Consider the following 21,233-nt stretch of genomic DNA (forward strand, 5'->3'; position numbering starts at 1 on the left):
CGGAGGTGGCTGCGGAGCAGGGCCTGGCGATCATCGCAGTAGACCCGGCCTACACCTCCCGGTGGGGCGCCCAGCACTGGCAGCAGCCGCTGACCAGCAAGAACCGTAAGACCACTCGCCACGACGCAGCAGCCGTGGCCATCGGACGGCGCGCCCTTGGGCAACCGATCCGGCGACGGACGGCACCGCCCCCACACGACCAGAGTGATCGTGCGGGGCGTCGGACCGTCCAGGCCCGACCCGAGACCCGACGGCGCGAGGAACCCCGCCCCCGCATTCCCGGACCACGATCACGAGTCGTGCCGCCCGGACGCGGAGCGAAAGCGGGCGACCAGCGTGCCCAACACCGTTCGGAGCACGCGGCTGAGCACGAGCCCTGGCAACAGGACTCACTCCCGCTCAGTCTCCAGGAACGGTAGTACGACAACTCGACGACGCGGGCCATGCTCGTCCCTTCTCCCGGCGGTGAGCCTCGCGCACCCGCGTCAGCGGCCGCTCGGCGCCTCCGGGAAACCGAGCTGGTGAGCCAGCAGCCGGGCCTCGGCCGCCCAGTCGGCGAGGAAGGCGAGGGTCAGGCCGCGTTCGCGGTAGCGGAGTCCTGCGGGGACGGCGCCCTGCCCGCCGTAGGCCGGCTGCTCGTCGTCCGCCCGGGCGAGCATCAGTGCGGTGAGCCAGTCGTACTTCACGGCGGAGGCGCACACGCCGAGCCGTACGAGCCGTTCGTCGCCGCGCCAGCCGCTCTCGCGCAGGCCCTGCACGTACGCGTCGTACGCCGCCTTGGCCAGGCCGGGGAGGTCGGCGGCGGGGACGAACAGGTCGAAGACGGAGTCGGGGAGGTAGTTGCCGAGGTCCTCGCCGAGCGCGCCGTCCCCGGCGAACGCCCAGTCGAGCAGGACACTGTCGCGGCCGTCGGAGCGGACGTTGGCCGGCCACTGGTCGAGATGGCAGAAGGCGCGCGGCAGGGACTCCATGACCGTGAGGAACCACTCGCGGTCGTGGTGGAGGCGGACCATGTCCTCGCGCAGGCCTGCCGGGAAGTGCTCCCGGATGAGGGGGTGTTGCCAGGCCTCGTCGTCGTCGAGGAGGTCCTGGCCCGTCGTCTTGCCCGCGGTGTAGTCGCGCAGGAAGCGCTGCGACAGCCACGGCCGGTCCTCCCCGGCACCCACCGCGCCCTGCGCGGCCCCGAGCCGGTGCGCGTGCTCGACGTGCCGGGCGAGCGGCCAGGCCGTCGCCGGTTCGCCCGGTACGTCCTCCAGCCACAACGCCAGGTCACCGTCGGGGCGTTCGACGCAGGCCAGCAGCCGGGGCGCGCGGATGCCGTGCCGCTGCCAGACCTGGGCGAGCCCCGACTGATACACGTACACCTCCCGGCGCCAGAAGTTCCAGTGCCGGGGGTCGTTGGAGGCGGCCCACGTGACGCTGGTCTCCTTCGTCCGCGTCAGCACTTTCAGGACGGCCGACCGGCCGCCGCCCGTGACACGCCACACGCCCGCGGTGACGCCGTTCAACGGGTTGTGCGTGAGAGGTACGAGGGTCGTCCTTCCGGGGGCTGCGGAATCGAAGATCTCGCGAAACTCGGCTTCCGCCACGGCGACTTCAGGCATCCCGTCAGCTTACGGTGAGGTCCTTGCCGAAACCGGCAGGAGGACACATGGAGCCCGCTCCGCTCGGCGAGTCGTGGCAACGCGTGGAACGCTGGCTGGAGGAACGCGAGCGCGCCCGGGAACTGGCTCCCCCAGCCACCCCGCCGGACATCGCCCGCACCGAGGAACAACTCGGCAGGAGCCTCCACCCCGACCACGCCCTTCTGTTACTGGGCCACAACGGCAGCGGCAGCTTCTGCCTGCCGCCCTGCTACGAGATCCTGAGCACCGACGAGGTCATGACCGCCTGGCGGAGCAAGAGGAAGGTCTGGGGTGACGGGCGTCCCCCCCCTCGATCTGCTTGTTCCCTTGCCGTTCGACGATGCGGTGGAGCGCGTCTCCCGTGTACTCGGGAGGGCGGGCCGCACAGTCGAGACCGTGCCAGTTGGCTCTGGTGAGGGCGAGACGATCCGCGTTGTCGCCAGCGGCGGTGCCGGCGGTCTGAATCCCGTAGTGGTGACCGCGCGAGTGCTGAAGGCCGATGAGGCCAGTTCGGAGGTCTGGCTTCGTGCTGCTGCCAAAGAGGGCCTGATCAGGCAGCGAGCTGGGGAGAAGACAGCCGTCCGTCTCGCCGCCCGGCTGAGCAAGGCAACCGGAGCGAACAAAGCAGGTGAGTGAGCTGCCTACAGCCTGGATGAGGCGACGGCCTTACCTCGGCCGCGGAGCACCTTTCCCCGTGGACACCGGAGAGCCCCGGCCCTCCGGGAGAGGGCCGGGGCTCCGGGGCGGAGCCCCGGACGTTCCCGGTCGCGCTACTCCTGAGTCGGGTCAGGCCGCCCAGACACCGGACTTGGCCGCGGTCCCCGCGAAGTCGAAGATGAAACGAGTGCCGTCCTTCACGTCGGTGGCGACCACGGTCCACTGGCCTGCCGGTGCGGTCTTGAAGGAAGGCTGGCACTGGGAGCCGCCCGAGGACGGGTAGAAGCAGACGGCGATCTGAGTGGTCTGGCTGGGCTTGATGTTGATGTCCGCGCAGTTGCTCGTCGTGGTGAGTCGGCCGGACCCGTTGGCCGGGTACCAACGGTCGCCCGCCGGCTTGGAGTACGACTTCGCGCTGCCGTAGCAGGACGTGGGCGCGGCCTGTGCGGTCGGCGCGAGCATCAGGCTGCCGCCGAGGACGGCGACCGAGAACGCGCCTGCGGCGATTCGCGTGGCTGTCTTCACGAGTTCCCCCTCAACTGGCGGACCGGCATTCCTCTGCCGGTCCTGAACGGTGGCTCCTGGGTGCTTCAGGTCATCGGAGTCGCAGAAACGATGCTGCAGATCCACTGATGCACCAGTAAGGCTCGTTCAAGCCATTGGGCGACAGTTCGGACCGTATTGATCACATTACTCAGCGAGCGGCTGGGGCCGGCACTGTCACCGCGGGTCCCGGACGGCGGCCTCCCGCCGCCCCCGCAGCCACACGTACACCGGGATCCCGGCGAACAGGAACAGCACCCCCTGGTAGACGGCGGCGTATCCGGCGCCCGCGATCAGCCAGAACGAGAAGCCGAAGGAGAGGACGGCGACGATCAGGTCGCGGACCAGGCCGGCGGGGCGGACGCGGTCGCGGGTGCCGCGGGCCAGCCAGTACAGCTGGGCGGCGGCCGACAGCAGGTACGGCACGCAGCCGGTGAACGTGGTGATCAGGACGAGGACGCGGAAGGTGGTGTCCGGGCCCGTCGTGTAGTTGAGGGCGATGAGGAGCGTGCCGAGGACCGCGCAGGCCCAGACGCCGAAGCCGGGCACGCCGCCCTTGCCGACCCGGGCGAAGGGCGCGGGGAAGAGACCGTCGCGCGCGGCGGCGTACGGCATCTGCGCGGCCATGAGGATCCAGCCGTTGAGGCAGCCGGTGATCGAGACGACGGCGACCAGGGCGATGGCCGCGCCGCCCCAGGAACTGCCGGTGAGGGCGTTCACCGCGTCGGCGAACGGCGCGCCCGAGTCGACGAGCCGGCCGTGCGGGACGAGGCCGAACACGGCGACCGTGCCCAGGATGTAGACCAGAGCCGAGGCCAGGGTGCCGAGGACGCTCGCCCGGGCGACCGTGCGCTCGGGGTCGCGGACCTCGCCGGCGCTGACGGCGGCCGACTCGACGCCGAGGAAGCTGTACAGCAGCAGCGCGGCGGAGGCGGCCAGCGCGCCGGAGACGCTCTGGCCGGAGGCGTTGAACGGGCCGAAGTTGTCCGCGTCGACGAAGAGCAGGCCGATGGTGGCCAGCAGGAGCAGCGGCACGAACTTCAGGACGGTGGACACGACCTGCACCGCGCCGACCCAGCGGGTGCCCGCGAAGTTGGCGGCGGCGGGCAGCCACAGGGCGGCCATGGCGACGGCGGCCTGGAGGACGTGGTTGCCGTGCAGGGGTATCAGGACGTCCACGTAACCGACGACGGCGACGGCCAGGGCGGCGATGCTGACCCAGCACATCGTCCAGTACGACCAGGCCGACAGGAACCCGGCGAAGTCACCGAACGCGTCCCGCGGGTACACGTACAGCCCGCCCGTGACCGGGCTGCGCCGCGCCAGCTTGCCGAAGAGCAGCGCGAGGGCGACCGCGCCGACCGAGAGCACGACGAAGGCGAGCAGGCTGATCGTGCCGTAGGGGGCGACGGTGGCGGGCAGGGCGAAGATGCCGCCGCCGATGATGTTGCCCATGACGAGGGCCGTGGCGGCGGCCAGGCCGAAGGTGCGGCGCGGTGGGGGCGCCGGGGCCGGGTCGACGGGTTCGGCGGTCTCGGCGGAGCTGGGGACGGTCATGGGGGTTCCTGACGAGCGGAGAGGGGGAGGCCGTGATCGTAACCCGCTGTCCCACATGTTGGGCGACCTGTTCATGTACTGGACACAATCGGCTGGGGTCCGCCGCCGGATCTGGACTACGGTCGTCCGTATGACCAGTACCCTCACCCTCGCCGAAGCCCTCACCGCCGGGACGGTCGTCCTCGACGGCGGCCTGTCCAACCAGCTCGAGTCGGCCGGGCACGACCTGAGCGACGAGTTGTGGTCGGCGCGGCTGCTCGCGCAGCAGCCGGAGGCGATCACCGAGGCGCATCTCGCCTACTTCCGGGCGGGCGCGGACGTGGCGATCACGGCCAGCTACCAGGCCACGTTCGAGGGCTTCGCCAAGCACGGCATCGGCCACGACCGGGCAGCGGAACTCATGGCCCTCAGCGTCGAGTTGGCCCGGGACGCGGCCCGCCTGGCCCGCGTCTCGCGCCCGTTGTGGGTGGCGGCCTCGGCCGGTCCGTACGGGGCGATGCTCGCGGACGGTTCCGAGTACCGGGGGCGCTACGGCCTCACGGTCGACGAACTGGAGCGCTTCCACCGCCCCCGCCTGGAGGTACTGGCCGCCGCCCGTCCCGACATCCTCGCGCTGGAGACGGTCCCCGACGCCGACGAGGCCAGGGCCCTGCTGCGGGCGGTGCGCGGGCTCGGGGTGCCGGCCTGGCTGACGTACTCCGTCGCCGGTGGCCGCACGCGCGCCGGGCAGCCGCTGGAGGAGGCCTTCGCCCTGGCCGCCGACGCGGACGAGGTGATCGCCGTGGGCGTGAACTGCTGCGCACCCGAGGACGCGGACACCGCCGCCGCGATCGCGGCCCGGGTCACCGGCAAGCCGGTCGTCGTCTACCCCAACAGCGGTGAGACCTGGGACGCCGACGCCCGCGCCTGGACCGGCCGCGCCACCTTCACCGCCGACCAGGTGCAGGGCTGGAAGCAGTCCGGCGCCCGCCTGATCGGCGGCTGCTGCCGGGTGGGCCCGGAGGCGATCTCGGGCATCGCGGGAGCGCTGGGGGCGGCATAGGAGCGTACGGGCCCCCACCGGGTCACCGGCCCGCCTCACCACCGCGTCACCAGTCCGCGCACAACACTCCTCCCTCTCCCCTCCCCGCTGCTAGCCTCCGTCCAGGGAACCGGTTGCCATGGCGTTGCCGCAGTTCCCGAGGGGTGGGTGCGGACCGGCGCCCGGAGAGACGAGGCAGTCATGACGAGGAAGAGCGGGGACGCGAGCCGCAGCACCATCCGGGACGTGGCAGCCCGCGCGGGTGTCTCGGCGTCGACGGTGTCCCGGGTACTCGGCGGTGTGTACCCGGTGAGCGCGGCGACGCGCGGGCGCGTGATGCGGGCGGTCCGTGAGCTGGACTACGTCGCCGACGCGCGGGCTAAGGCGGTCGCGGGCGTCGGCACGCCCACGCTGGCGTTCGTGCTGGAGGACATCACCGGCCCGTCGTTCGCGCACATGGCCCACGGCGTCGAGCGCGAGGCGACCCGCCTCGGCCATCTCTGCCTGGTGTGCAGCACGGAGGGTGACGTGCGGCACGAGCTGGAGTTCGTCGAGATGATGCGCGCCCAGCGCGCCGCCGCCGTGATCCTGGTCGGCGGCACCGCCGACACCCCCGAGTACCGCGAACGCACCCACCGCATGGCTGACTCCCTCGCCTCGGCCGGTTCCCGCCTGGTCCTGTGCGGCAGGCCGCCGCTGGACCCCGGCGCCCCGGTGACGGTCATCGAGTACGACAACGAGGGCGGCGCCTACACCCTGGTCGCCCACGTCCTCGCGCAGGGCCACCGCCGGGTGCTGTTCCTCGGCGGCCGGGCGGACCACACCACGGCCCTGGGCCGTGAGCGCGGCTATCTGGCGGCCCACCGGGCCCGGGGTCTCACGCCCGACCCGTCCCTCGTCCTGCACGGCGACTTCACCCGCGACGCGGGCCACCGCCTCGTGCAGCAGGCCCTCAAGGACGACCTCGACTTCACCGCCGTGGTGGCCGCCACCGACATGGTCGCGGCGGGCGCTCTCACCGCCCTGCACGAGGCGGGCCTGACCGTCCCCGGCGACGTCTCCCTCGCCGGCTACGACGACATTCCCTTCGCCCGCGACCTGCACCCCGCCCTGACGACGGTCCACGTCCCCTACGAGGAACTCGGCCGCCTCGCCGTCCGCACCGCCCTGGAGCACACGCCGGGCGCCCCGGACGAACACCTGCTGCTCGGCACGCACGTGGTGGTGCGCGACTCGGTGGGGCCGCCGCCGGCGTGAGGCGCGGTCAGTGCCGGCGGAGTGCCCCGGAGCGGCGGAGCCGCCGTACGGCCGACCGCAGTTCCGTGCTGCGGGGGTGCGGGCCGTCGGCGGGGACCGGCGCGGGTGGGGATTCCTCCGGCGGGAGGGCGGCGTCGGTCGCCCAGAGGGCGAGTTCGCGGTCCCGGGGGCCGTACGCCGTGTAGGAGAGGCCGTTCTCGGCGTCCGGTGCGCGGTCTCCGAAGACGCGCACCGGGTGGGTCTCGTCCCAGCGTTCCCAGCCCGGGTCGCCGTCCGTGGCGAAGCGTACCCAGGCGGCGTGCATGACGTCGGCCAGTTCCTGCGGGGCACCTTCCCCGGCAAGTTTGCGGGCCTCCGGGACCTCCCCGGTGTCGAAGACGAAGCCGAGCTCCAGCGCGTGGCAGGAACCGAGGCCGGGGAGGTTCGAGGGCCAGGCGAACTCGTAGACGTACGACGCTTCTGGACGGGCGTCGGCCAGGTGGTGCAGGGGGATGCGCAGGAGGTGGTCGGTGACCAGCTGGCCGACGATCTCCGCCGTGCCCGCCTCGGGGTGCAGGGCGCGGTAGCCGCGCGGGACCTCGCTGCCGCAGTGGCAGCGGGCCATGGCTCCCGCGAAGGCGACGGCCCCGAGGCGGTCGACGCGCTCCAGGAGTCCGCCCGGGACCAGCCACAGCCGGTACTCGTCGCGGGTCCAGCCCATCATCAGCTCGACGCCCTCGGCGGCGCCGCCCTCGGTGAGGGCCTGAAGGGGGTCGCGCGGGACGGTGTCGCCGTCGATGACGATGCCGAAGGCGGGGCCGCCGACCACCGGGCTGCTGAGCTTGCCCACCTCGGCCTGGGTGTGCAGCAGCAGGTCGCGGTCGACGGCGGCGAAGGCCTCGGCGGTGGCGGGGATCTTCAGCCGGGACGCCATGCGGCGCACCATCCGTCGTACCTTGGCCCGCTCGGACGCCTCCGGCGGCCCGCTCTGCAGGACCGCCCGCCGGACCAGTCCCTGCGTCTGCGGGGCGGCGATGAGGGCGCCGATGCTGATCGCCCCGGCGGACTGGCCGAAGAGGGTGATGCGGCCGGGGTCGCCGCCGAAAGCCTCGATGGCCTCGTGCACCCAGGTCAGGGCGGCGATCTGGTCGCGCAGGCCGGGGTTCGGGGGCGTGTCCGGGAACAGTCCGTAGCCTTCGACGCCCAGCCGGTAGTTGACGGAGACGCAGACGACTCCGTCGCGGGCGAAGGCGTGGCCGTCGTAGACGGGGACGGCGGACGAGCCCCTCGTCAGGGCCCCACCGTGCAGCCAGACCAGGACGGGGAGCCGGGCTCCGGGATCCGGCTGCGGAGTCCAGATGTTGAGGTTGAGGCAGTCGTCGCCCGGCACGACCGGATCGGAGAGGTAGCGCGCGAAGGCGTCGGAGTACGGGGGTTTCGGCGGGGTGGGGCCGAAGGCGCCGGCGTCGCGGACGCCGTCCCAGGGTGGGAGGGGCACGGGCGGGCGGAAGCGGCGGGGGCCGAACGGGGGCGCCGCGTACGGAATGCCGCGGAAGACCGCGACTCCCCGCTCGTATCTGCCGCGTACGGCCCCGTAGGGGCTCCTGACCACGGGATCCGTCTGGCCTGCCGTCATACGCCACCAGCCCTTCGCCGCGCTCGTGCACCGGAGACACCAGAGCATCACATCGCCCTTCGGTATTCCGGTGCACGAGTCGGCTTGACCGCTGTTTGGCTCAGTCTTGGGCAGCGGACACGCTATTTGGCGTACATCAGCGTGCCGAATCCGAGCTGGTCGAAGCCGCCGCTGGTGGTGCCGTAGTCGCCTCCTCCGCCCTCGGGGGCGACGGAGAAGCACATCTGGGCGATGTACTTGTCGTCGAGGAGCAGGCGCCGGCCGTAGTGGTAGTGGAGCATCGCCCACACGGGGCGGACCTGGCCGCGGGATCCGGAGCCGATCACGGTCTGTGACTGCTGGGCGCAGGTCTGCCCGCTGCCCCAGGTGTAGGTGGTGTAGGGCACGTTCATGTTCAGGTTGTACTTGGCGACGTACTGGGCGGCCTTCATGAAGCGGCGGCCGTCGTAGGAGTACAGGTCGTCGCCCTGGTTCCAGGCCATCTCGCACAGGGCGCCCATCTGGCCCATGCCCATGACGGTGTGGCCCTGGTCGCGGCCGGACTCCTGCCACTGGCCGAGGTCGTAGCCCTCGACGTTCGGGTAGAGGAACGGCACGGCCCGCTGGATCTGGCCGTTGCCGCCGCCGTTCTTGAAGTAGTTCACGGCCTGGTCGTACTTGGCGCCGTCGTCGCACAGGATCCCGATGGCCATGATCGAAGCCATATTGCACAGGTCCCAGTTGGCCCAGTAGTTGGTGATGCAGGCGTCGTTGTGCTCGCGCAGGAACCGGTCGTTCAGCGGGTAGAAGACGTTGAGCATCATCGTCTTGAACCGGTCCAGGTCCAACCCGGCGTAGCCGCGCATGAGTTCGGCGACGTTCGCGAACTGCCAGCCGTAGAGGCCGGCGGCCAGGTACCGGTCGGCGTTGCCGGTGATGCTGGTGAGTGTGGACGACCAGGCGTTGAGGATGCGCACCGCGCAGTCGGCGTTGGCGGCGGTGCCGCCGACGTGCCAGCGCAGCGCGTTCTGGTAGGCGGCGTGGATGTCGTTGTAGAGCTGGGGGTAGTTCTCGCCGGTGCCGCCGCGGATGATCGTGGCGGTGGGGCGGGGCGTCCAGGTGGACGCCGAGTGGGAGTTGGCGGTCAGTCTGCGCCAGCCGGAGGCCCAGGGGTCGTCGCCCGCGGCGACCCTGACCTTGGCGCGGTTGATGTCGCCGGCGTTGTGCAGCATGCCGGGGTGGGTGAAGGCCGCCGGGGCCGCGTCCGCCGTGGTGGCGGTGGCGCCGAGGGCGAGGGCCGCGGTGAGGCCGCCGGCGGTCTTGAGCAGACCGCGGCGGCTCACCTGGCCGCCCTCGTCGTGCGTGTGGGGGGACGTGCGGCTCATGTGGGGTTCTCCGATCCGTGGAGGACTACATGGGGGTGATGCTCACCTCGTCGAACTCGGTGGTGCTGCGGGCCAGGGGGTCGCGGGAGCAGACCACGAGGCCCACGTAGTAGGGGGCGTCACCGAAGCCGGGGATGTCTCCCTCGGCGAGGGGGGTCCAGGTGGCGCCGTCGTCGGACGAGACGGCTGCGGTGAAGTGCGTTCCGGTGCGCTTCAGCCGCAGCAGGCACGGGGCGGTGACCGCCGCGTTGCCCGTGAACGTGGACCTGCCGGCGACGGTCGGGCGCAGCATCAGCTGGGCGCTCGTGCCGCCGGTGACGATCGTCCCGGCCGCCTGGTCGAACGGCGACAGGGACTTGGCCATGAGCAGGCCGGCCCGGTCGCCGGTGGCTCCGGCGCGGGAGATCAGGCGGGCGGTCACCTCGCAGTCACCGGTGACGGGCCGTCGTACGAACTGGCCGGTCATGCCCTGGTTGTTGACGGTGAGGTCGGTCCCGGCGCCCCGCACCACGAAGGTCCCGTCCTCGTGGGCGGTGCTGCCGGGCGTGCGGACGGCGACGACGCCGAGGGTGCCGTAGGCGCGGTCGTCGAGGACGACGTCGCCCAGGTCGCCGTAGGTCCAGGGCGCGGGCGGCGGGGTGCCGACCGTGAGGGTGAGGGTTCCGGTGGTGTCTCCGGCGGCGTTGCCCGCGCTGGTGGTGACCTTGAACTCGCCCGTCTGTGTGGGTGTTCCGGAGATCAGGCCGGTGCGCTTGTCGACGCGCAGGCCGTCGGGCAGCCCGTCCGCGGCGAACCGTATGGGTTCGTGCGCGGCGCGCAGGACGTGCTGGAAGGGCACGCCCTTGTTGGCGAACGCCGTGGTGGCGGAAGTGAGTTGAGGCATGGAAGGTGTCGGCATCGCCGCCGTCGCGGGATCCGGCAGGGGGCCGCGTCCGGCGCAGTTGGTCTTGACGACGGCGTAGTGGTACGTCGTGCCGGGTGTGCCGGTGGCGTCGGCGTAGCGGACGCGGGTGCCGAAACCGACCGCTCCGACGCCGGTGGCGATCGTCTCGTAGGGGCCGTCGGCCGCGGTGGCGCGCAGCACCTTGTACCGGGCGGAGAGGTCCGGGTCGGTCCAGGCCAGTTCGACCGCGTCGGCGCCCGTGGTGGCCCGCAGGTCGCCGGCGGCGGTGGCCGGGCGGGGCACGGACCAGACCTCGCCGGCGGTCCGGGAGGCGACGCTGACGTTGTCGAAGGCTCCGGTGCCGGTCTCGGCGTAGTCCTCGTCGACACCGAGGCAGGAGGTGAGGGTGAGACCGACGTACGCCGTGCTGCCGAGGTCGACGTCGGTGGAGCCGACCTCGGTCCAGCGGATGCCGTCCGGGGAGATGGCGCCGGTGCAGCGGCCGCCCCGGCGGGTCAGGCGCACCCAGTAGGGCATGCGCAGCCGGTAGCCGTCGCCCGCGCCCTCGACGTACGGGGCCTCAAGCGGGGTCGCCGACTCGGGCAGGGTGCCGAGGGAGGAGATCGGGAAGGCGGCACTGGTGGTGATCGCCTGCTGCTGGGAGGGTGGCACGGGTGTGCTGCCGGTGCCCTTGACGGCGGCTCCCGCCTTCGGCCGTACGGACCACACGCCGCTCCAGGTGTGCAGCGGCAGGCCCTGGATCAGCATGGCGGCGTGCGCGGCGTCCGCGTCCAGGCCCGCTCGTATCGTGACGCCGATCATGGAGTACTGGGAGCTGAGCGGATGGACGATCCGCGCGGTGATCGTGCCGTCGCCGCGCAGCGGCAGGTACGCCAGGCGGTGCGTGTCGGCGGTGCCGGACGCCTCCAGCACGAACCGCTCGCCGTCGAACACGGCCGAGCCGGGGATCCGCACGTCCCCGATGTCCCGTGTCGCCCAGGGGTCGGGCAGCCCGGGGACCGCCGCCGCCCAGGCGGAACGGGCGCTGGTGCCCTGGGAGTTGGTGGCGGTGATCCGGTAGTAGGAGGGCCTGCCCGCGCGGGCTTCACGGTCGGTGTAGGCCGGCGTGTCGAGGCCGGTCGCGATCGTCTCGTACGGTCCTTCGGCGCCGGTGGCCCGCAGGACCGTGTACGACTCGGCCCACGCCGACGGCACCCAGGTCACGGTGACGGACTTGTCGCCGCCCACCGCGGTGACACCGGCCGGTGCCGTGGGTCTGGCCGGGGACGGGGACTTCGTGCCCGCGAAGGTGAGGGTGCCCCAGCTCGGCAGGTCGTCGTTGCTGCCCTCGACGACGCGGGCGCCGCCCGTGCCGCGGAAGACGGCCGCCTTCGTGTAGGGGGTGTCGAGGCCCCGGACACCGGCGTAGTGCGCGTAGGCCATCTCGTAGATCGGGGGCAGGTTTCCGCGCCCGACGGCGGAGACGGACGTCTTGACGTACTTGCCGGTGCGGTCCAGGTCGGGGACGAACGGCACGTCCCCGCCGAGGTTGTAGCGGGCGGCGTACTCGACGTTCTTCAGCAGCCGGTTGCCGTCGAAGGCGTACAGGTCGACGCCCTGGTTCCAGGCGACCTGCGCGGCGTCCGCGAGCAGGCCGACGGCGAGCTGCTCGTGGCCCTGGTCGCGGCCGGACTCCTGGCCCTGTCCCGCGTCGGTGACGATGCGGTGCGGGACGCTGCCGTTGCCCGCGCCGGCGGCGGAGAAGCGCAGCGCGTCCTCGAAGAGGGTGGGCTCCTCGCAGAACACGCCGATGGCCAGTATGGACTGAATGGATGTCAGGTCCCAGTTGCCGTTGGCGTAGAGCATGTAGCCGGAGATCGCCGGATACCAGACGCGCAGGAAGGACTCCTCGCAGCGCGCGATGTCCTCCTTCGCCCAGCCGTCGTAGCCGCTGTGCCGCAGCAGTTCGGCGGCGTTGACGAACTTGAAGACCTGGAGCCCGGCGCCGAGCGGCCCGTCGGCGCCGGTGACGGCGGTCAGGGACGCCGACCAGGCGTTGAGGATGTCGCGGGACTTGTCGGCGTACGCCCGGTCGCCCGTGACGCACCACATCAGCGCGGTCTGGTAGGCGGCGGCCGAGTCGGCGACGGCCTGGTTCTGGAAGTTGGTGGGGCCGCGGCCCCAGGAGGTGATCTGGCCGGTGTTCTGGATGGCGTACGTGGCCTTCGAGCGCGCGTGGGCCGCGAGGGCGAGGTAACCGTCGTAGACCGGGGATTCCTTGGCGGCGACCGCGGCCTTCATGCGGGCCAGGTCGTCGGCGCTGTGCAGCAGTCCGGGGTGGGTGAAGGCGCGGAGCCGGGTCTTGTCGTCCTGGGCCCACGCCGCCGCGGCGGAGGCGGACAGCAGTCCCCCTCCGGCCGCGACCACGAGCCCTGCCGCGCCGAGGAAGGACCGTCGGCTGAGAGGAAGCACGGGTGACTCCATGGTTCTAAAGGGGCCGCGTCACGCGTGCTGGACGGTGAGCGTGAGGGTCTGCGTCGCGGTGCCCACGCTGTTGGTGGCCGAGACGGTGACCGTGAAGGTGCCGACGTTGTCCTCGGCGGTACCGGAGATCAGACCGGTGGCGGTGTCGATGTCCAGCCCCTTCGGCAACCCGCCGGCGTTGAACGACGTCGGCAGACCGGTGGCCGTGATGAGGTGGTTGAACACCTGGTTCTTGGTGGCAGTCGCCTGGTCCGGGCTGGTGAGCTCGGGCTTGTCGGTGGACGTGGCCTCGGTGGAGTTCAGGAACCGCATGTTCAGCACGTGCTCGTTGGCGTACGCCGGCATCATGTCGGTGAACTTGTACCAGCCGGGCTTCTTCATCCCGTTGGCGATGGCCTTGCCGTTGATGACGAGGTTCTGGAAGGTGACGTTCTGGATGGCGTGGTCCGCGTCGTAGCCGACCATGACGGACGGGTTGGCGTGCGTCCCCGTGTAGGCCAGGTCCCGGATGTACACCCCGTCGATACCCCGGCCGACGGAGGTGTTGTACGACTTGTTGAACATGACCCGCATGTTGATCAGCTGGCCCCAGCGGAAGTCCTCCACCCGGATGTTCTGGGCGCGGACGTTGCGCAGCAGGTTGCTGTCGCCGGGGTTGAGCGCGATGCAGCCCTGGTAGTCCATCTGCGGTTCGCGGTGGTCGAGGATGTCGATGTTGCTGAAGACGAGGTTCTCGATGGTCTCCGGCTTGTCGGTGTTGCCGTGCGTGCCGACGTTCACCGGGTGCGCCACGTCCGCCCAGAGGGTGGAGTTGCGGACGGTGATGTTGCGGCAGTCGCCGTAGTAGTCCCAGCGGTGGGCGTAGATCGCGATGCAGTCGTCGGAGTTGCGCATCCAGACGCCATCGATGAGGACGTCCTCGCTGGAGAAGACGTCGATGCCGTCGCCCCACTGGCCGTGGCTGTAGGAGTGCAGATTGCGGACGGTGACCTGCTTCGACTGGCCGACGGTGACCGAGTAGCCGCTGCTCGGGTTGAGCACCATGATTCCGTCGATCTCGATGTTCTTCGAGTACTCGACCAGGATGCCGTTCGCCGTGTTGTACAGCACGCCACGGCCGATGATCCGGGCGTTCTCCACCTCGTGGAACTCCACCCGGGACGTCAGCACCGCGCCGCCGGCCAGGTAGAGCGTCTTGCCGCTGGGCACCTTCACCACGTTGTCGGTGGTCTTGTGCAGGCCGGGGCCGAAGTAGATGACGTCGGGGTCGTCGGGGTCGGGCGTGTTCGACTCGATGGGGTTGGCGTGCAGCTGCAGGTTGTTGAAGAGGTCGCCGTCGATCTCGATGGAGAGGTTGCGCGGCTCGGTGAGGGTGAAGGTCACCGTGGCGCCGTCCACCGTGAACTCGGTGTCGTAGGACAGCGGGCGGATCCGCGCGGTGCCGATGGTGCCCTTGGACGAGGTGACGGCGACCTCGACGGTGCCCTTGAAGTCGAACGTGGCGACGGAGGAGTTGAAGACCGGACCGCTGCCCGTGTTCGCGTCGATCTGCTTCGCTCTGGCGCGGTAGACGGGCACCGTCTGCCATTCGCCGCCCTGCGTACGGACCTTGACGGAGTAGCTCGAGTTGGTGGGGACACCGCTCGGGATGGGGTACACCACCAGCTTGTTCGCCGAGGCGGGTCCGTCCGCCGCTCTCGCGGCGCCGGCTGCCGCTCCGATCACTGAGTAGGCGGCGACGGTGGCACCCGCGGCCTGGAGAACTGTGCGCCGGGACAGGCCGGTGCTCTGGGCGTCGTTCATGGAGAAGGTCCTTCAGCAAGAGAGGGAGGAGAGATACGGAAGGTCACTTGAGGCCGGTGGTGGACATCCCGGCGACGAATCCGCGCTGGGCGACGAGGAAGATCAGCAGGATCGGCACGACGTACATCACGGAGGCCGCGGCCTGGAGATTGGTGACGGGCGTCCCGGCCGATGTCACGTAGGTGGTCATGACGGCGACGGCCAGCGTCGACTTGTCGGTGGACAGCAGCAGCTGCGGGGCGATGTAGTCGCCCCAGGACCAGGTGAAGGCGATCACGAAGCTCGCGGACAGCACGGGCCAGGACTGCGGGAGGAAGATCCGCCAGAAGATCGTGCCGTAGCCGCAGCCGTCGACGATCGCGGCCTCCTCCAGCTCACGGGGCAGTCCCGCGAAGAACTGCCGGAAGAGGAAGACCAGATAGGGGGCGGCCGCCAGTCCCCAGAACACCCACGGCCAGTACGTGTCGACCATGCCGAGCTTGGCGAAGATCAGGTAGGTCGGCAGCAGGGTGATCATCTGGGGCAGCATCATCGAGCCGACGAGGATGCCGAACAGGGTCTTCTTGCCGGGGGCGTCCAGGCGGGCGAAGCCGAAGCCGACCCAGGCCGAGCTGAGCGTGACGAGCGTCGCGTAGATCAGGGCGATGATCAGGGAGTTGCGGGCGTAGCCCAGGAAGTCGATCAGATGGAAGGCATCGGCGAAGTTCTGCCACTGGAAGTCGGCGGGCAGCCAGTGCACGGGCGAGGCGGCCAGTTCCGCCGGGGTCTTCAGGCCGGAGAGGATCAGCCACCCGAAGGGGCCGATGAACAGCCCGGTGAGAGCGACCAGGACCGTGTAGAGGACGAGGCGGTTGACGCGCAGCCGCACCCTGGGCGCGGAGTTCGGGGGCAGGCTGGTGGCGGTCACTTCTTCGCCTCCGGGTCGACGTTGTAGAACACCACTCCGGACGTGAACTTGAAGATGAGTCCGGTCACGATGAGGATCAGAACGAAGAGCACCCACAGCAGTGCGGAGGCGTAGCCGTAGCGGCCGAGCGCGAAGTACTGCGAGAAGACGTGCATCATGTAGAGGTAGTTGGACTGCGGCAGGGCGGTGACGCCGGCCGTGGTGCCGTCCGGTGACAGCAGCAGCGGCATGATGGTCTGCACGGAGGCGATCACGCCGGTCACCGTCTGGAAGAGCAGCACCGGCGACAGCAGCGGCACGGTGATGCTGCGGAAGGTCCGCCAGGCACTCGCCCCGTCGATCCGGGCGGCCTCGTGGAGTTCCCGGGGCACGTCCTGGAGGCCCGCCAGCGAGATGATCATGACGTTCCCGGCCGCCCACAGCACACTCATCAGCAGCACGTAGCGGGCGTAGGGGTCGGCGAGCCAGCCCAGCGCGTCGAAACCGAACAGGGTGATGACGCCGTTGGCGGCACCGGAGTTCTGGTCGAAGAGCGCCTTGAAGGTGAGGCCCACACCGACCGGGGGCACCACGGCCGGCAGATAGAGCAGGGTGCGGAACAGCCCGCGCGCCTTGACCGGCCGGTTGACCAGGACGGCGAGCCCGAGCCCGGCGATGATCGACAGCGGCACCGACGTGAGCGCGAACAGGCCGGTGCGGCCCAGGGAGTTCCAGGTCTGCGGGTCGGAGAACAGCTCTGAGTAGTTGCCGAGACCGACGTAGCGCCAGTGCGGCGAGATGCCGTCGTACGTGGTGAAGCTCAGCCACAGCGCGTACGCCATCGGCACGATCGTCAGCAGCAGGAAACCGGTGATCCAGGGCGCGGTGAACAGGTAGAAAGCGCGATGCCTGCGCGCGGTCATGGAGATCCGGGGCCGCTGCACCGGCGCGGCGCGGCCGGCACGCGCGGCCGGGCGGGTCCGCCCCGTGACGGGTATCTGGTCGACCGTCATCCCACCTGCTCCTTACCGCGCTTGAGCTGCTCGTTCATGGCCGAGTTCAGGCGGCCCGCCAGGGTGTCGACGGACATCCGGCCGTTCATCGCGGCCGGGGCCTCCTGGTTGAAGAGGGCGTAGAGCGAGTCCGCCGTGGCGTAGGGGGTGTAGGCGATGACCGAGAAGTGCTTCAGCTCGGCGTTCTGCACCTTCAGCACGCGCTTCTGGTAGTCCTCCTGGGCCGGCATCAGCGGGCGCAGGGACTTCAGCGTGGGGATGCCCCAGCCGCTGGAGGCGCGGGCCTTGGCCGGTCCCTCGCCGAAGAACCACTCGAAGACCCGCCAGGCGGCGTCCTTGTTCTTCGCCTTCCTCGGCATCCACAGTCCGGTGCCGGCCTGGCAGGGGCTGATCCGCTGACCGCCCTCGAACCTGGGGGCCGGGGCGAGGCGGGCGAGTGGCGCCAGCTTCTTGTCGGCGTTGATCAGGCCGCCGAGCCAGTAGCCGTTGTTGGACATGGCCATGCGGTTCGCCTGGAACGTGGGCCCGTCCCAGGTGTTGGGGTCCGGCTGGATGATGCTGGGGCCGACCCTGGTCCGGCCGTACTCGATGTACCAGGTCAGCGCCTTGCGGGCCTCGGGGGTGGTGAAGTCGACCCGGGAGAAGTCGTCGCTGAACAGGCTCCCGCCCGCCGCGGCCGTCAGGCTCGCGAGGAGGTTCGGCGTCAGCACACCGTTGTAGCTGCCGCCGAAGACGGTCGTCTGGCCGCTCTTGCGCCGGGTGAGCCGCTTGGCGTTCTCCAGCCACTCCTCGAAGGTGACCGGCTCGGTATCGGGCGGGTAGTCGACGTCCGCCTTGTCGAAGAGGGCGGTGTTGTACCAGAACATGGAGTCCTGGGAGAAGTCCTTCGCCATGCCGTAGCGGGGGCCCTTGCCCTGGGTGCGGCCGTCGAAGCGCCACAGGTCGTTGACCGGGTCCAGGTCGTCGACCCTGAGGACGCCGCTCCCGGCGAAATAGGGGTCCAGGTTCTCCATCACGTCGCGCGCAGCGAAGTAGGGCGCGTCGGTGGCGCCGACCCCGCGGACCAGGTCGGGCGGGGCGCCGTTGGTCATCATGCCGATGAGCTTGGTGATGTCGTAGCGCACCGTGACGATCTTGACGCCGATGTCCTTCTGGGCCTGTCTGACCAGCTCCGGGGAGATGTCGTCGGGCTTGACCATCAGCGTGACCGTCTCGCCGCCGCCGGTGACGCCGCCGGAGACCCGCATCGCGCAGCCGTTCAGTGCCGCCGTGCCGGTCGCGGCGCCGGCCGCGGAGAGGGCGAGGAATCGGCGGCGGCTCAGGGAAGCACCAGCATGTGGGTGCATGAACGCACCACCTCCTTGCTTTTCCGGCTTGCTGTGGCAACCGGTTGTTGTGCGTGGGGCAGAGCTTCTTGCGGTCGGGATGGCGCGTCAAGAGCCTTGACGAGTTTTCGAAAAGACTGTGTAACCCCGGTGTCATCAGCCAGAGTGTCGGTGAGTCCTGTTTTCGGCCGTCGCGATCAAGCCGCCGACGGGTGGTGGGACACCGCTGACCAGGGGCTGGTTGGACCTCGTCTCGGCAACAGGCTTGGGAACCGGTTGCCGAAGCGGCCAGCCCGTGGCTCAGGTACCGACGGTGGCACAGTCGGCGCTCACCTCCGCGCACTGAAACGTCAGTAACCGATTACCACAAGGTCCTCATGCCGGACCTCCGAGGAGCGGAGGTCCGACGCCCGCACTTACTCACAGCTGTCGCCCCGGCCCCGCCGATTGACCGCCGCTTCCCGGCGGATCTACGGTAGAAGGCGCTTTCTGAAACAGTTTCCGTCCTCTGCTCCAGGAGAGTCATGCCCAGCCCTCAGCTGCCGCGGGCCGTGTTCGCGATGGATCCGGTGCACCTCCCGCTCCTCTTTCCTCCGCCGCTGATGGAGCGGCTGAGGCGCACGGCCGACATCGATCCCGGGTTGATCGTGCGGGACTTCACCGATCCGGCCGCGGCCGGGGCCCTGGCCTGCGCCGAGGTGCTGATCACCGGCTGGGGCTGCCCGCATCTGGACGCCGGTGCCCTCGCGGCGGCCCCGAAGCTGGACGCCGTCCTGCACGCGGCCGGCTCCGTGCGCTCCCTGGTCGGCGACGCCCTGTGGGAACGCGGCGTGAAGGTCTCCAGCGCGGTGACGGGCAACGCCGTGCCCGTCGCGGAGTTCACGCTCGCGATGATCCTGCTCGTGGGCAAGGACGCCTTCGACCACCGCGAGCGCTTCCGCCGCACGCACACCTACCCGGGCCCCGCCGAGACCGCGGCGACGGGCAACCTCGGCCGCCGGGTCGGTGTCATCGGCGCGTCCCGGGTGGGCCGCCGACTGCTGGAGCTGCTGCGGCCGTTCGACCTCACCGTCCTGCTGCACGACCCGTACCTGAGCCCGGCCGAGGCGGCCGCCCTCGGTGCGGAGTCGCTGTCGCTGGAGGACCTGCTCAGACACAGCGACATCGTGAGTCTGCACGCCCCCGACATCCCCGAGACCCACCACATGCTCGACCGCGGCCGGCTCGCCCTGGTGCGGGACGGCGGGGTCCTCATCAACACCGCCCGCGGCGCGCTGGTCGACCACGACGCGCTGGCCGACGAGCTGGTCTCCGGCCGGCTCAGCGCGGTCCTCGACGTCACGGACCCGGAGCCGCTGCCGGCCGGGTCCCCGCTGTACCACCTGCCCAACGTGTTCCTCACGCCGCACATCGCGGGCTCACTGGGCAACGAACTGGAGCGGCTCGGCCGCATCGTCGTCGAGGAACTGGAGCGCCTGGTGGCGGGCCTGCCACCGGAGCACGAGGTGCGGCGTGCGGACCTCGCGCGGGTAGCGTGAGGGCGGCGTTGGGGTGGCGGCCCGGGCCGCCGGGGCGGCGGAGTTGACGGCCTCCCCGCCGTACCGCGACAGGACGCCTTGCCACGCCGGTGTTCCCGACGTCCCGCCCTGCCGTGCCCTCGCCACTGCCCTGCCCGCGCCTCGCCCCGCCGACGGCCCGGGTCGGCCTGCGGTGCGGCGGAGGTCCGGATCGCGCACGGCAGCGCACCCAGCCCACGCCCGGTGCCGATGGCGTCGCCGATGGCGATCATGTTGCCGGCAGCACGTCGGACGGCCCCTCCATCGGCGTCGAGCGGCCGCTTGGCGCCTTCCATCAGCCCGCTGTCCACAGGCCCTCCAGCCCGGAGTAACGATGGGATACGGTTTCCGCACGGGTGGGGCAGAGCCCCGGCGCCGGATCGAGACGCAACGGTGAAGGAGCCGCAAGGGTGAGTCAGCGCAAGGCGACGAGCGACGCCGGACGGGCGACCATTCGCGACGTCGCGGAGCGGGCCGGCGTCTCCGTGGCCAGCGTCTCCCGGGTGCTGTCGGGCAACTACCCGGTGTCGGAGGAGCTGCGCCGCCGGGTGATGAAGGTGGTCCGGGACCTGGACTACGTCACCAACGCCCACGCCCGTTCGCTGGCCGGCGGCGGCACACCGACGGTGGCGATCCTCATCAACAACATCACCGGCGCCGCGTTCGCGCATGTCGCCAAGGGCGTCGAGGGCGCCGCCACGCTGCGCGGCTGGCTCTCCCTGGTCGGCACGACCGGCGACGACCCGGAGCGGGAGCTGGCCCTGGTGAACCTGATGCGCCAGCAGGGTGTGGCCGCCGTGATCCTGCTCGGCGGCGCGTACGACTACGACGAGTACCAGCTGCGCATGGCCCGCTTCGCCCGTTCCCTTGACGCGGCAGGCTCTCATCTGGTCCTGGTGGGCCGGCCCCCGCTGGAGGGCGACGTCCCGGCGACGACAGTCGACTACGACAACGAGGGCGGCGCCTACGCGATGGCCAGCCACCTGTTGTCGGCCGGTCACCGGCGCGTCCTGGTCCTGCCGGGACATGCCGAACTGACCACCGCGCAGGGCCGGTTGCGGGGAGCGCAGCGGGCTTTCGAGGCGTACGGCGTGCCGTTCGACCCGGGTATGGTCCGGCACGGCCCGTACGACTACGAGCACGGGTACGAGGCCGTCGAGGCGGCCCTGCACGAGACGCCGGACTTCACCGCCGTGCTCGCGGGGACGGACGTGGTCGCGGCGGGTGCCATGCAGGCACTGCGCGCGGCGGGTCTGCGGGTGCCCGAGGACGTCTCGATCGTCGGCTACGACGACATCCCGCTCGCGTCGCAGCTCACACCCCAACTGACCACGGTGCACGTGCCGTACGAGGAGATGGGCCGCGTCGCTCTGCGCGCGGTGGCCGACCGGCGCGAGGGCGGCTCGGGGCGACGCAAGAGCGCCGACGGCGACCATCTGGTGCTGGGTACGCATGTCGTGGTCCGTAACTCGGTGCAGCCGCCGAGTCGGCACGGATAGCCGACAGGCGTGTCGGCTGCGGCCGGGCGTCGTTACGTAACCGTTTTCCAAAGGCTTTACGACCCGTTCGAAGTTTCGTCGGCGGGCTCGCCCAGGCCGCGGACTGGCCTGTCGGTCACCCGCCATGACCTGCGCATATGTGAGT

15 protein-coding genes and 1 pseudogene are annotated in these 21,233 nt (G+C 70.9%); 6 read left to right on the forward strand and 10 right to left on the reverse strand.

Annotated features, from left to right (window positions below):
* Positions 1–2: 2 nt before the first annotated feature.
* A pseudogene (locus ACIBL4_RS22885) lies at positions 3–419 on the forward strand (IS200/IS605 family accessory protein TnpB-related protein); the annotation flags it as partial.
* Between the two features lie 66 nt (positions 420–485).
* On the opposite strand, the gene ACIBL4_RS22890 reads toward ACIBL4_RS22885, so the two are convergent.
* On the reverse strand, positions 486–1,604 hold the full coding sequence (locus ACIBL4_RS22890; RefSeq protein ID WP_399412880.1) for an aminoglycoside phosphotransferase: 1,119 nt from the start codon (positions 1,602–1,604) through the stop codon (positions 486–488).
* A gap of 312 nt (positions 1,605–1,916) precedes the next feature.
* Here ACIBL4_RS22890 and ACIBL4_RS22895 point away from each other — a divergent pair, with 312 nt between their 5' ends.
* Positions 1,917–2,261, forward strand: coding sequence for a hypothetical protein (locus ACIBL4_RS22895; RefSeq protein ID WP_399412882.1), 345 nt, complete (start codon positions 1,917–1,919; stop codon positions 2,259–2,261).
* A gap of 150 nt (positions 2,262–2,411) precedes the next feature.
* Here the strand turns inward: ACIBL4_RS22895 and ACIBL4_RS22900 are convergent, their stop codons facing one another.
* Positions 2,412–2,807: a hypothetical protein gene (locus ACIBL4_RS22900; RefSeq protein WP_399412884.1), complete on the reverse strand. Its 396-nt coding sequence runs from the start codon at positions 2,805–2,807 to the stop codon at positions 2,412–2,414.
* Between the two features lie 195 nt (positions 2,808–3,002).
* On the reverse strand, positions 3,003–4,382 hold the full coding sequence (locus ACIBL4_RS22905; protein ID WP_399412886.1) for an amino acid permease: 1,380 nt from the start codon (positions 4,380–4,382) through the stop codon (positions 3,003–3,005).
* Positions 4,383–4,512: 130 nt separating this feature from the next.
* Between ACIBL4_RS22905 and mmuM the strand changes: the two genes are divergently transcribed.
* The gene (gene mmuM / locus ACIBL4_RS22910; RefSeq protein ID WP_399412888.1) at positions 4,513–5,424 is read left to right on the forward strand and encodes a homocysteine S-methyltransferase; all 912 of its coding nucleotides are present in this window, start codon (positions 4,513–4,515) and stop codon (positions 5,422–5,424) included.
* A 180-nt stretch (positions 5,425–5,604) separates the two neighbouring features.
* The gene (locus tag ACIBL4_RS22915) at positions 5,605–6,660 is read left to right on the forward strand and encodes a LacI family DNA-binding transcriptional regulator (RefSeq protein WP_399412890.1); all 1,056 of its coding nucleotides are present in this window, start codon (positions 5,605–5,607) and stop codon (positions 6,658–6,660) included.
* A 7-nt stretch (positions 6,661–6,667) separates the two neighbouring features.
* Here ACIBL4_RS22915 and ACIBL4_RS22920 read toward each other — a convergent pair whose 3' ends face one another.
* The 7 genes from ACIBL4_RS22920 to ACIBL4_RS22950 form a co-directional block, all read right to left on the reverse strand.
* On the reverse strand, positions 6,668–8,275 hold the full coding sequence (locus ACIBL4_RS22920) for a carboxylesterase/lipase family protein (protein WP_399412892.1): 1,608 nt from the start codon (positions 8,273–8,275) through the stop codon (positions 6,668–6,670).
* Positions 8,276–8,397: 122 nt separating this feature from the next.
* Complete coding sequence (locus ACIBL4_RS22925; protein ID WP_399412894.1) at positions 8,398–9,639, reverse strand: alginate lyase family protein; 1,242 nt, start codon at positions 9,637–9,639, stop codon at positions 8,398–8,400.
* 25 nt (positions 9,640–9,664) lie between these two features.
* Positions 9,665–12,994: an alginate lyase family protein gene (locus ACIBL4_RS22930; protein WP_399412896.1), complete on the reverse strand. Its 3,330-nt coding sequence runs from the start codon at positions 12,992–12,994 to the stop codon at positions 9,665–9,667.
* 30 nt (positions 12,995–13,024) lie between these two features.
* Entirely contained in the window at positions 13,025–14,809 is a 1,785-nt protein-coding gene (locus ACIBL4_RS22935) for a putative Ig domain-containing protein (protein ID WP_399412899.1), read from the reverse strand.
* A gap of 43 nt (positions 14,810–14,852) precedes the next feature.
* Positions 14,853–15,716: a carbohydrate ABC transporter permease gene (locus ACIBL4_RS22940; protein ID WP_399412901.1), complete on the reverse strand. Its 864-nt coding sequence runs from the start codon at positions 15,714–15,716 to the stop codon at positions 14,853–14,855.
* A complete protein-coding gene (locus ACIBL4_RS22945; protein WP_399412903.1) occupies positions 15,713–16,708 on the reverse strand; it encodes a carbohydrate ABC transporter permease in 996 nt (331 codons plus the stop codon). The genes ACIBL4_RS22940 and ACIBL4_RS22945 overlap by 4 nt, the downstream gene beginning before the upstream one ends.
* Complete coding sequence (locus ACIBL4_RS22950; protein WP_399412905.1) at positions 16,705–18,054, reverse strand: extracellular solute-binding protein; 1,350 nt, start codon at positions 18,052–18,054, stop codon at positions 16,705–16,707. Before ACIBL4_RS22950 ends, ACIBL4_RS22945 begins: the two co-directional genes overlap by 4 nt.
* Positions 18,055–18,557: 503 nt before the next feature.
* On the opposite strand from ACIBL4_RS22950, the gene ACIBL4_RS22955 reads away from it, so the two are divergent.
* Both ACIBL4_RS22955 and ACIBL4_RS22960 read left to right on the forward strand, forming a co-directional pair.
* Positions 18,558–19,571 carry a hydroxyacid dehydrogenase gene (locus ACIBL4_RS22955; RefSeq protein ID WP_399412906.1) on the forward strand — a complete coding sequence of 338 codons (1,014 nt, stop codon included), beginning with the start codon at positions 18,558–18,560 and terminating at the stop codon, positions 19,569–19,571.
* 428 nt (positions 19,572–19,999) lie between these two features.
* Complete coding sequence (locus ACIBL4_RS22960) at positions 20,000–21,088, forward strand: LacI family DNA-binding transcriptional regulator (RefSeq protein ID WP_399412908.1); 1,089 nt, start codon at positions 20,000–20,002, stop codon at positions 21,086–21,088.
* The last annotated feature ends 145 nt before the right edge of the window (positions 21,089–21,233 follow it).

It is taken from the genome of Streptomyces sp. NPDC050416 (assembly GCF_044458845.1).
In the GTDB taxonomy this organism is placed as follows: Bacteria; Actinomycetota; Actinomycetes; order Streptomycetales; family Streptomycetaceae; genus Streptomyces.

Bases quoted from the DNA above. Each gene is read 5' to 3' on its own strand.
- ACIBL4_RS22920 (WP_399412892.1), bottom strand. From the start codon at position 8,275: ATGACGGCAGGCCAGACGGATCCCGTGGTCAGGAGCCCCTACGGGGCC.
- mmuM (WP_399412888.1), top strand. From the start codon at position 4,513: ATGACCAGTACCCTCACCCTCGCCGAAGCCCTCACCGCCGGGACGGTC.
- ACIBL4_RS22945 (WP_399412903.1), bottom strand. From the start codon at position 16,708: ATGACGGTCGACCAGATACCCGTCACGGGGCGGACCCGCCCGGCCGCG.
- ACIBL4_RS22950 (WP_399412905.1), bottom strand. From the start codon at position 18,054: ATGCACCCACATGCTGGTGCTTCCCTGAGCCGCCGCCGATTCCTCGCC.
- ACIBL4_RS22890 (WP_399412880.1), bottom strand. From the start codon at position 1,604: ATGCCTGAAGTCGCCGTGGCGGAAGCCGAGTTTCGCGAGATCTTCGAT.
- ACIBL4_RS22915 (WP_399412890.1), top strand. From the start codon at position 5,605: ATGACGAGGAAGAGCGGGGACGCGAGCCGCAGCACCATCCGGGACGTG.
- ACIBL4_RS22905 (WP_399412886.1), bottom strand. From the start codon at position 4,382: ATGACCGTCCCCAGCTCCGCCGAGACCGCCGAACCCGTCGACCCGGCC.
- ACIBL4_RS22955 (WP_399412906.1), top strand. From the start codon at position 18,558: ATGCCCAGCCCTCAGCTGCCGCGGGCCGTGTTCGCGATGGATCCGGTG.
- ACIBL4_RS22935 (WP_399412899.1), bottom strand. From the start codon at position 14,809: ATGAACGACGCCCAGAGCACCGGCCTGTCCCGGCGCACAGTTCTCCAG.
- ACIBL4_RS22925 (WP_399412894.1), bottom strand. From the start codon at position 9,639: ATGAGCCGCACGTCCCCCCACACGCACGACGAGGGCGGCCAGGTGAGC.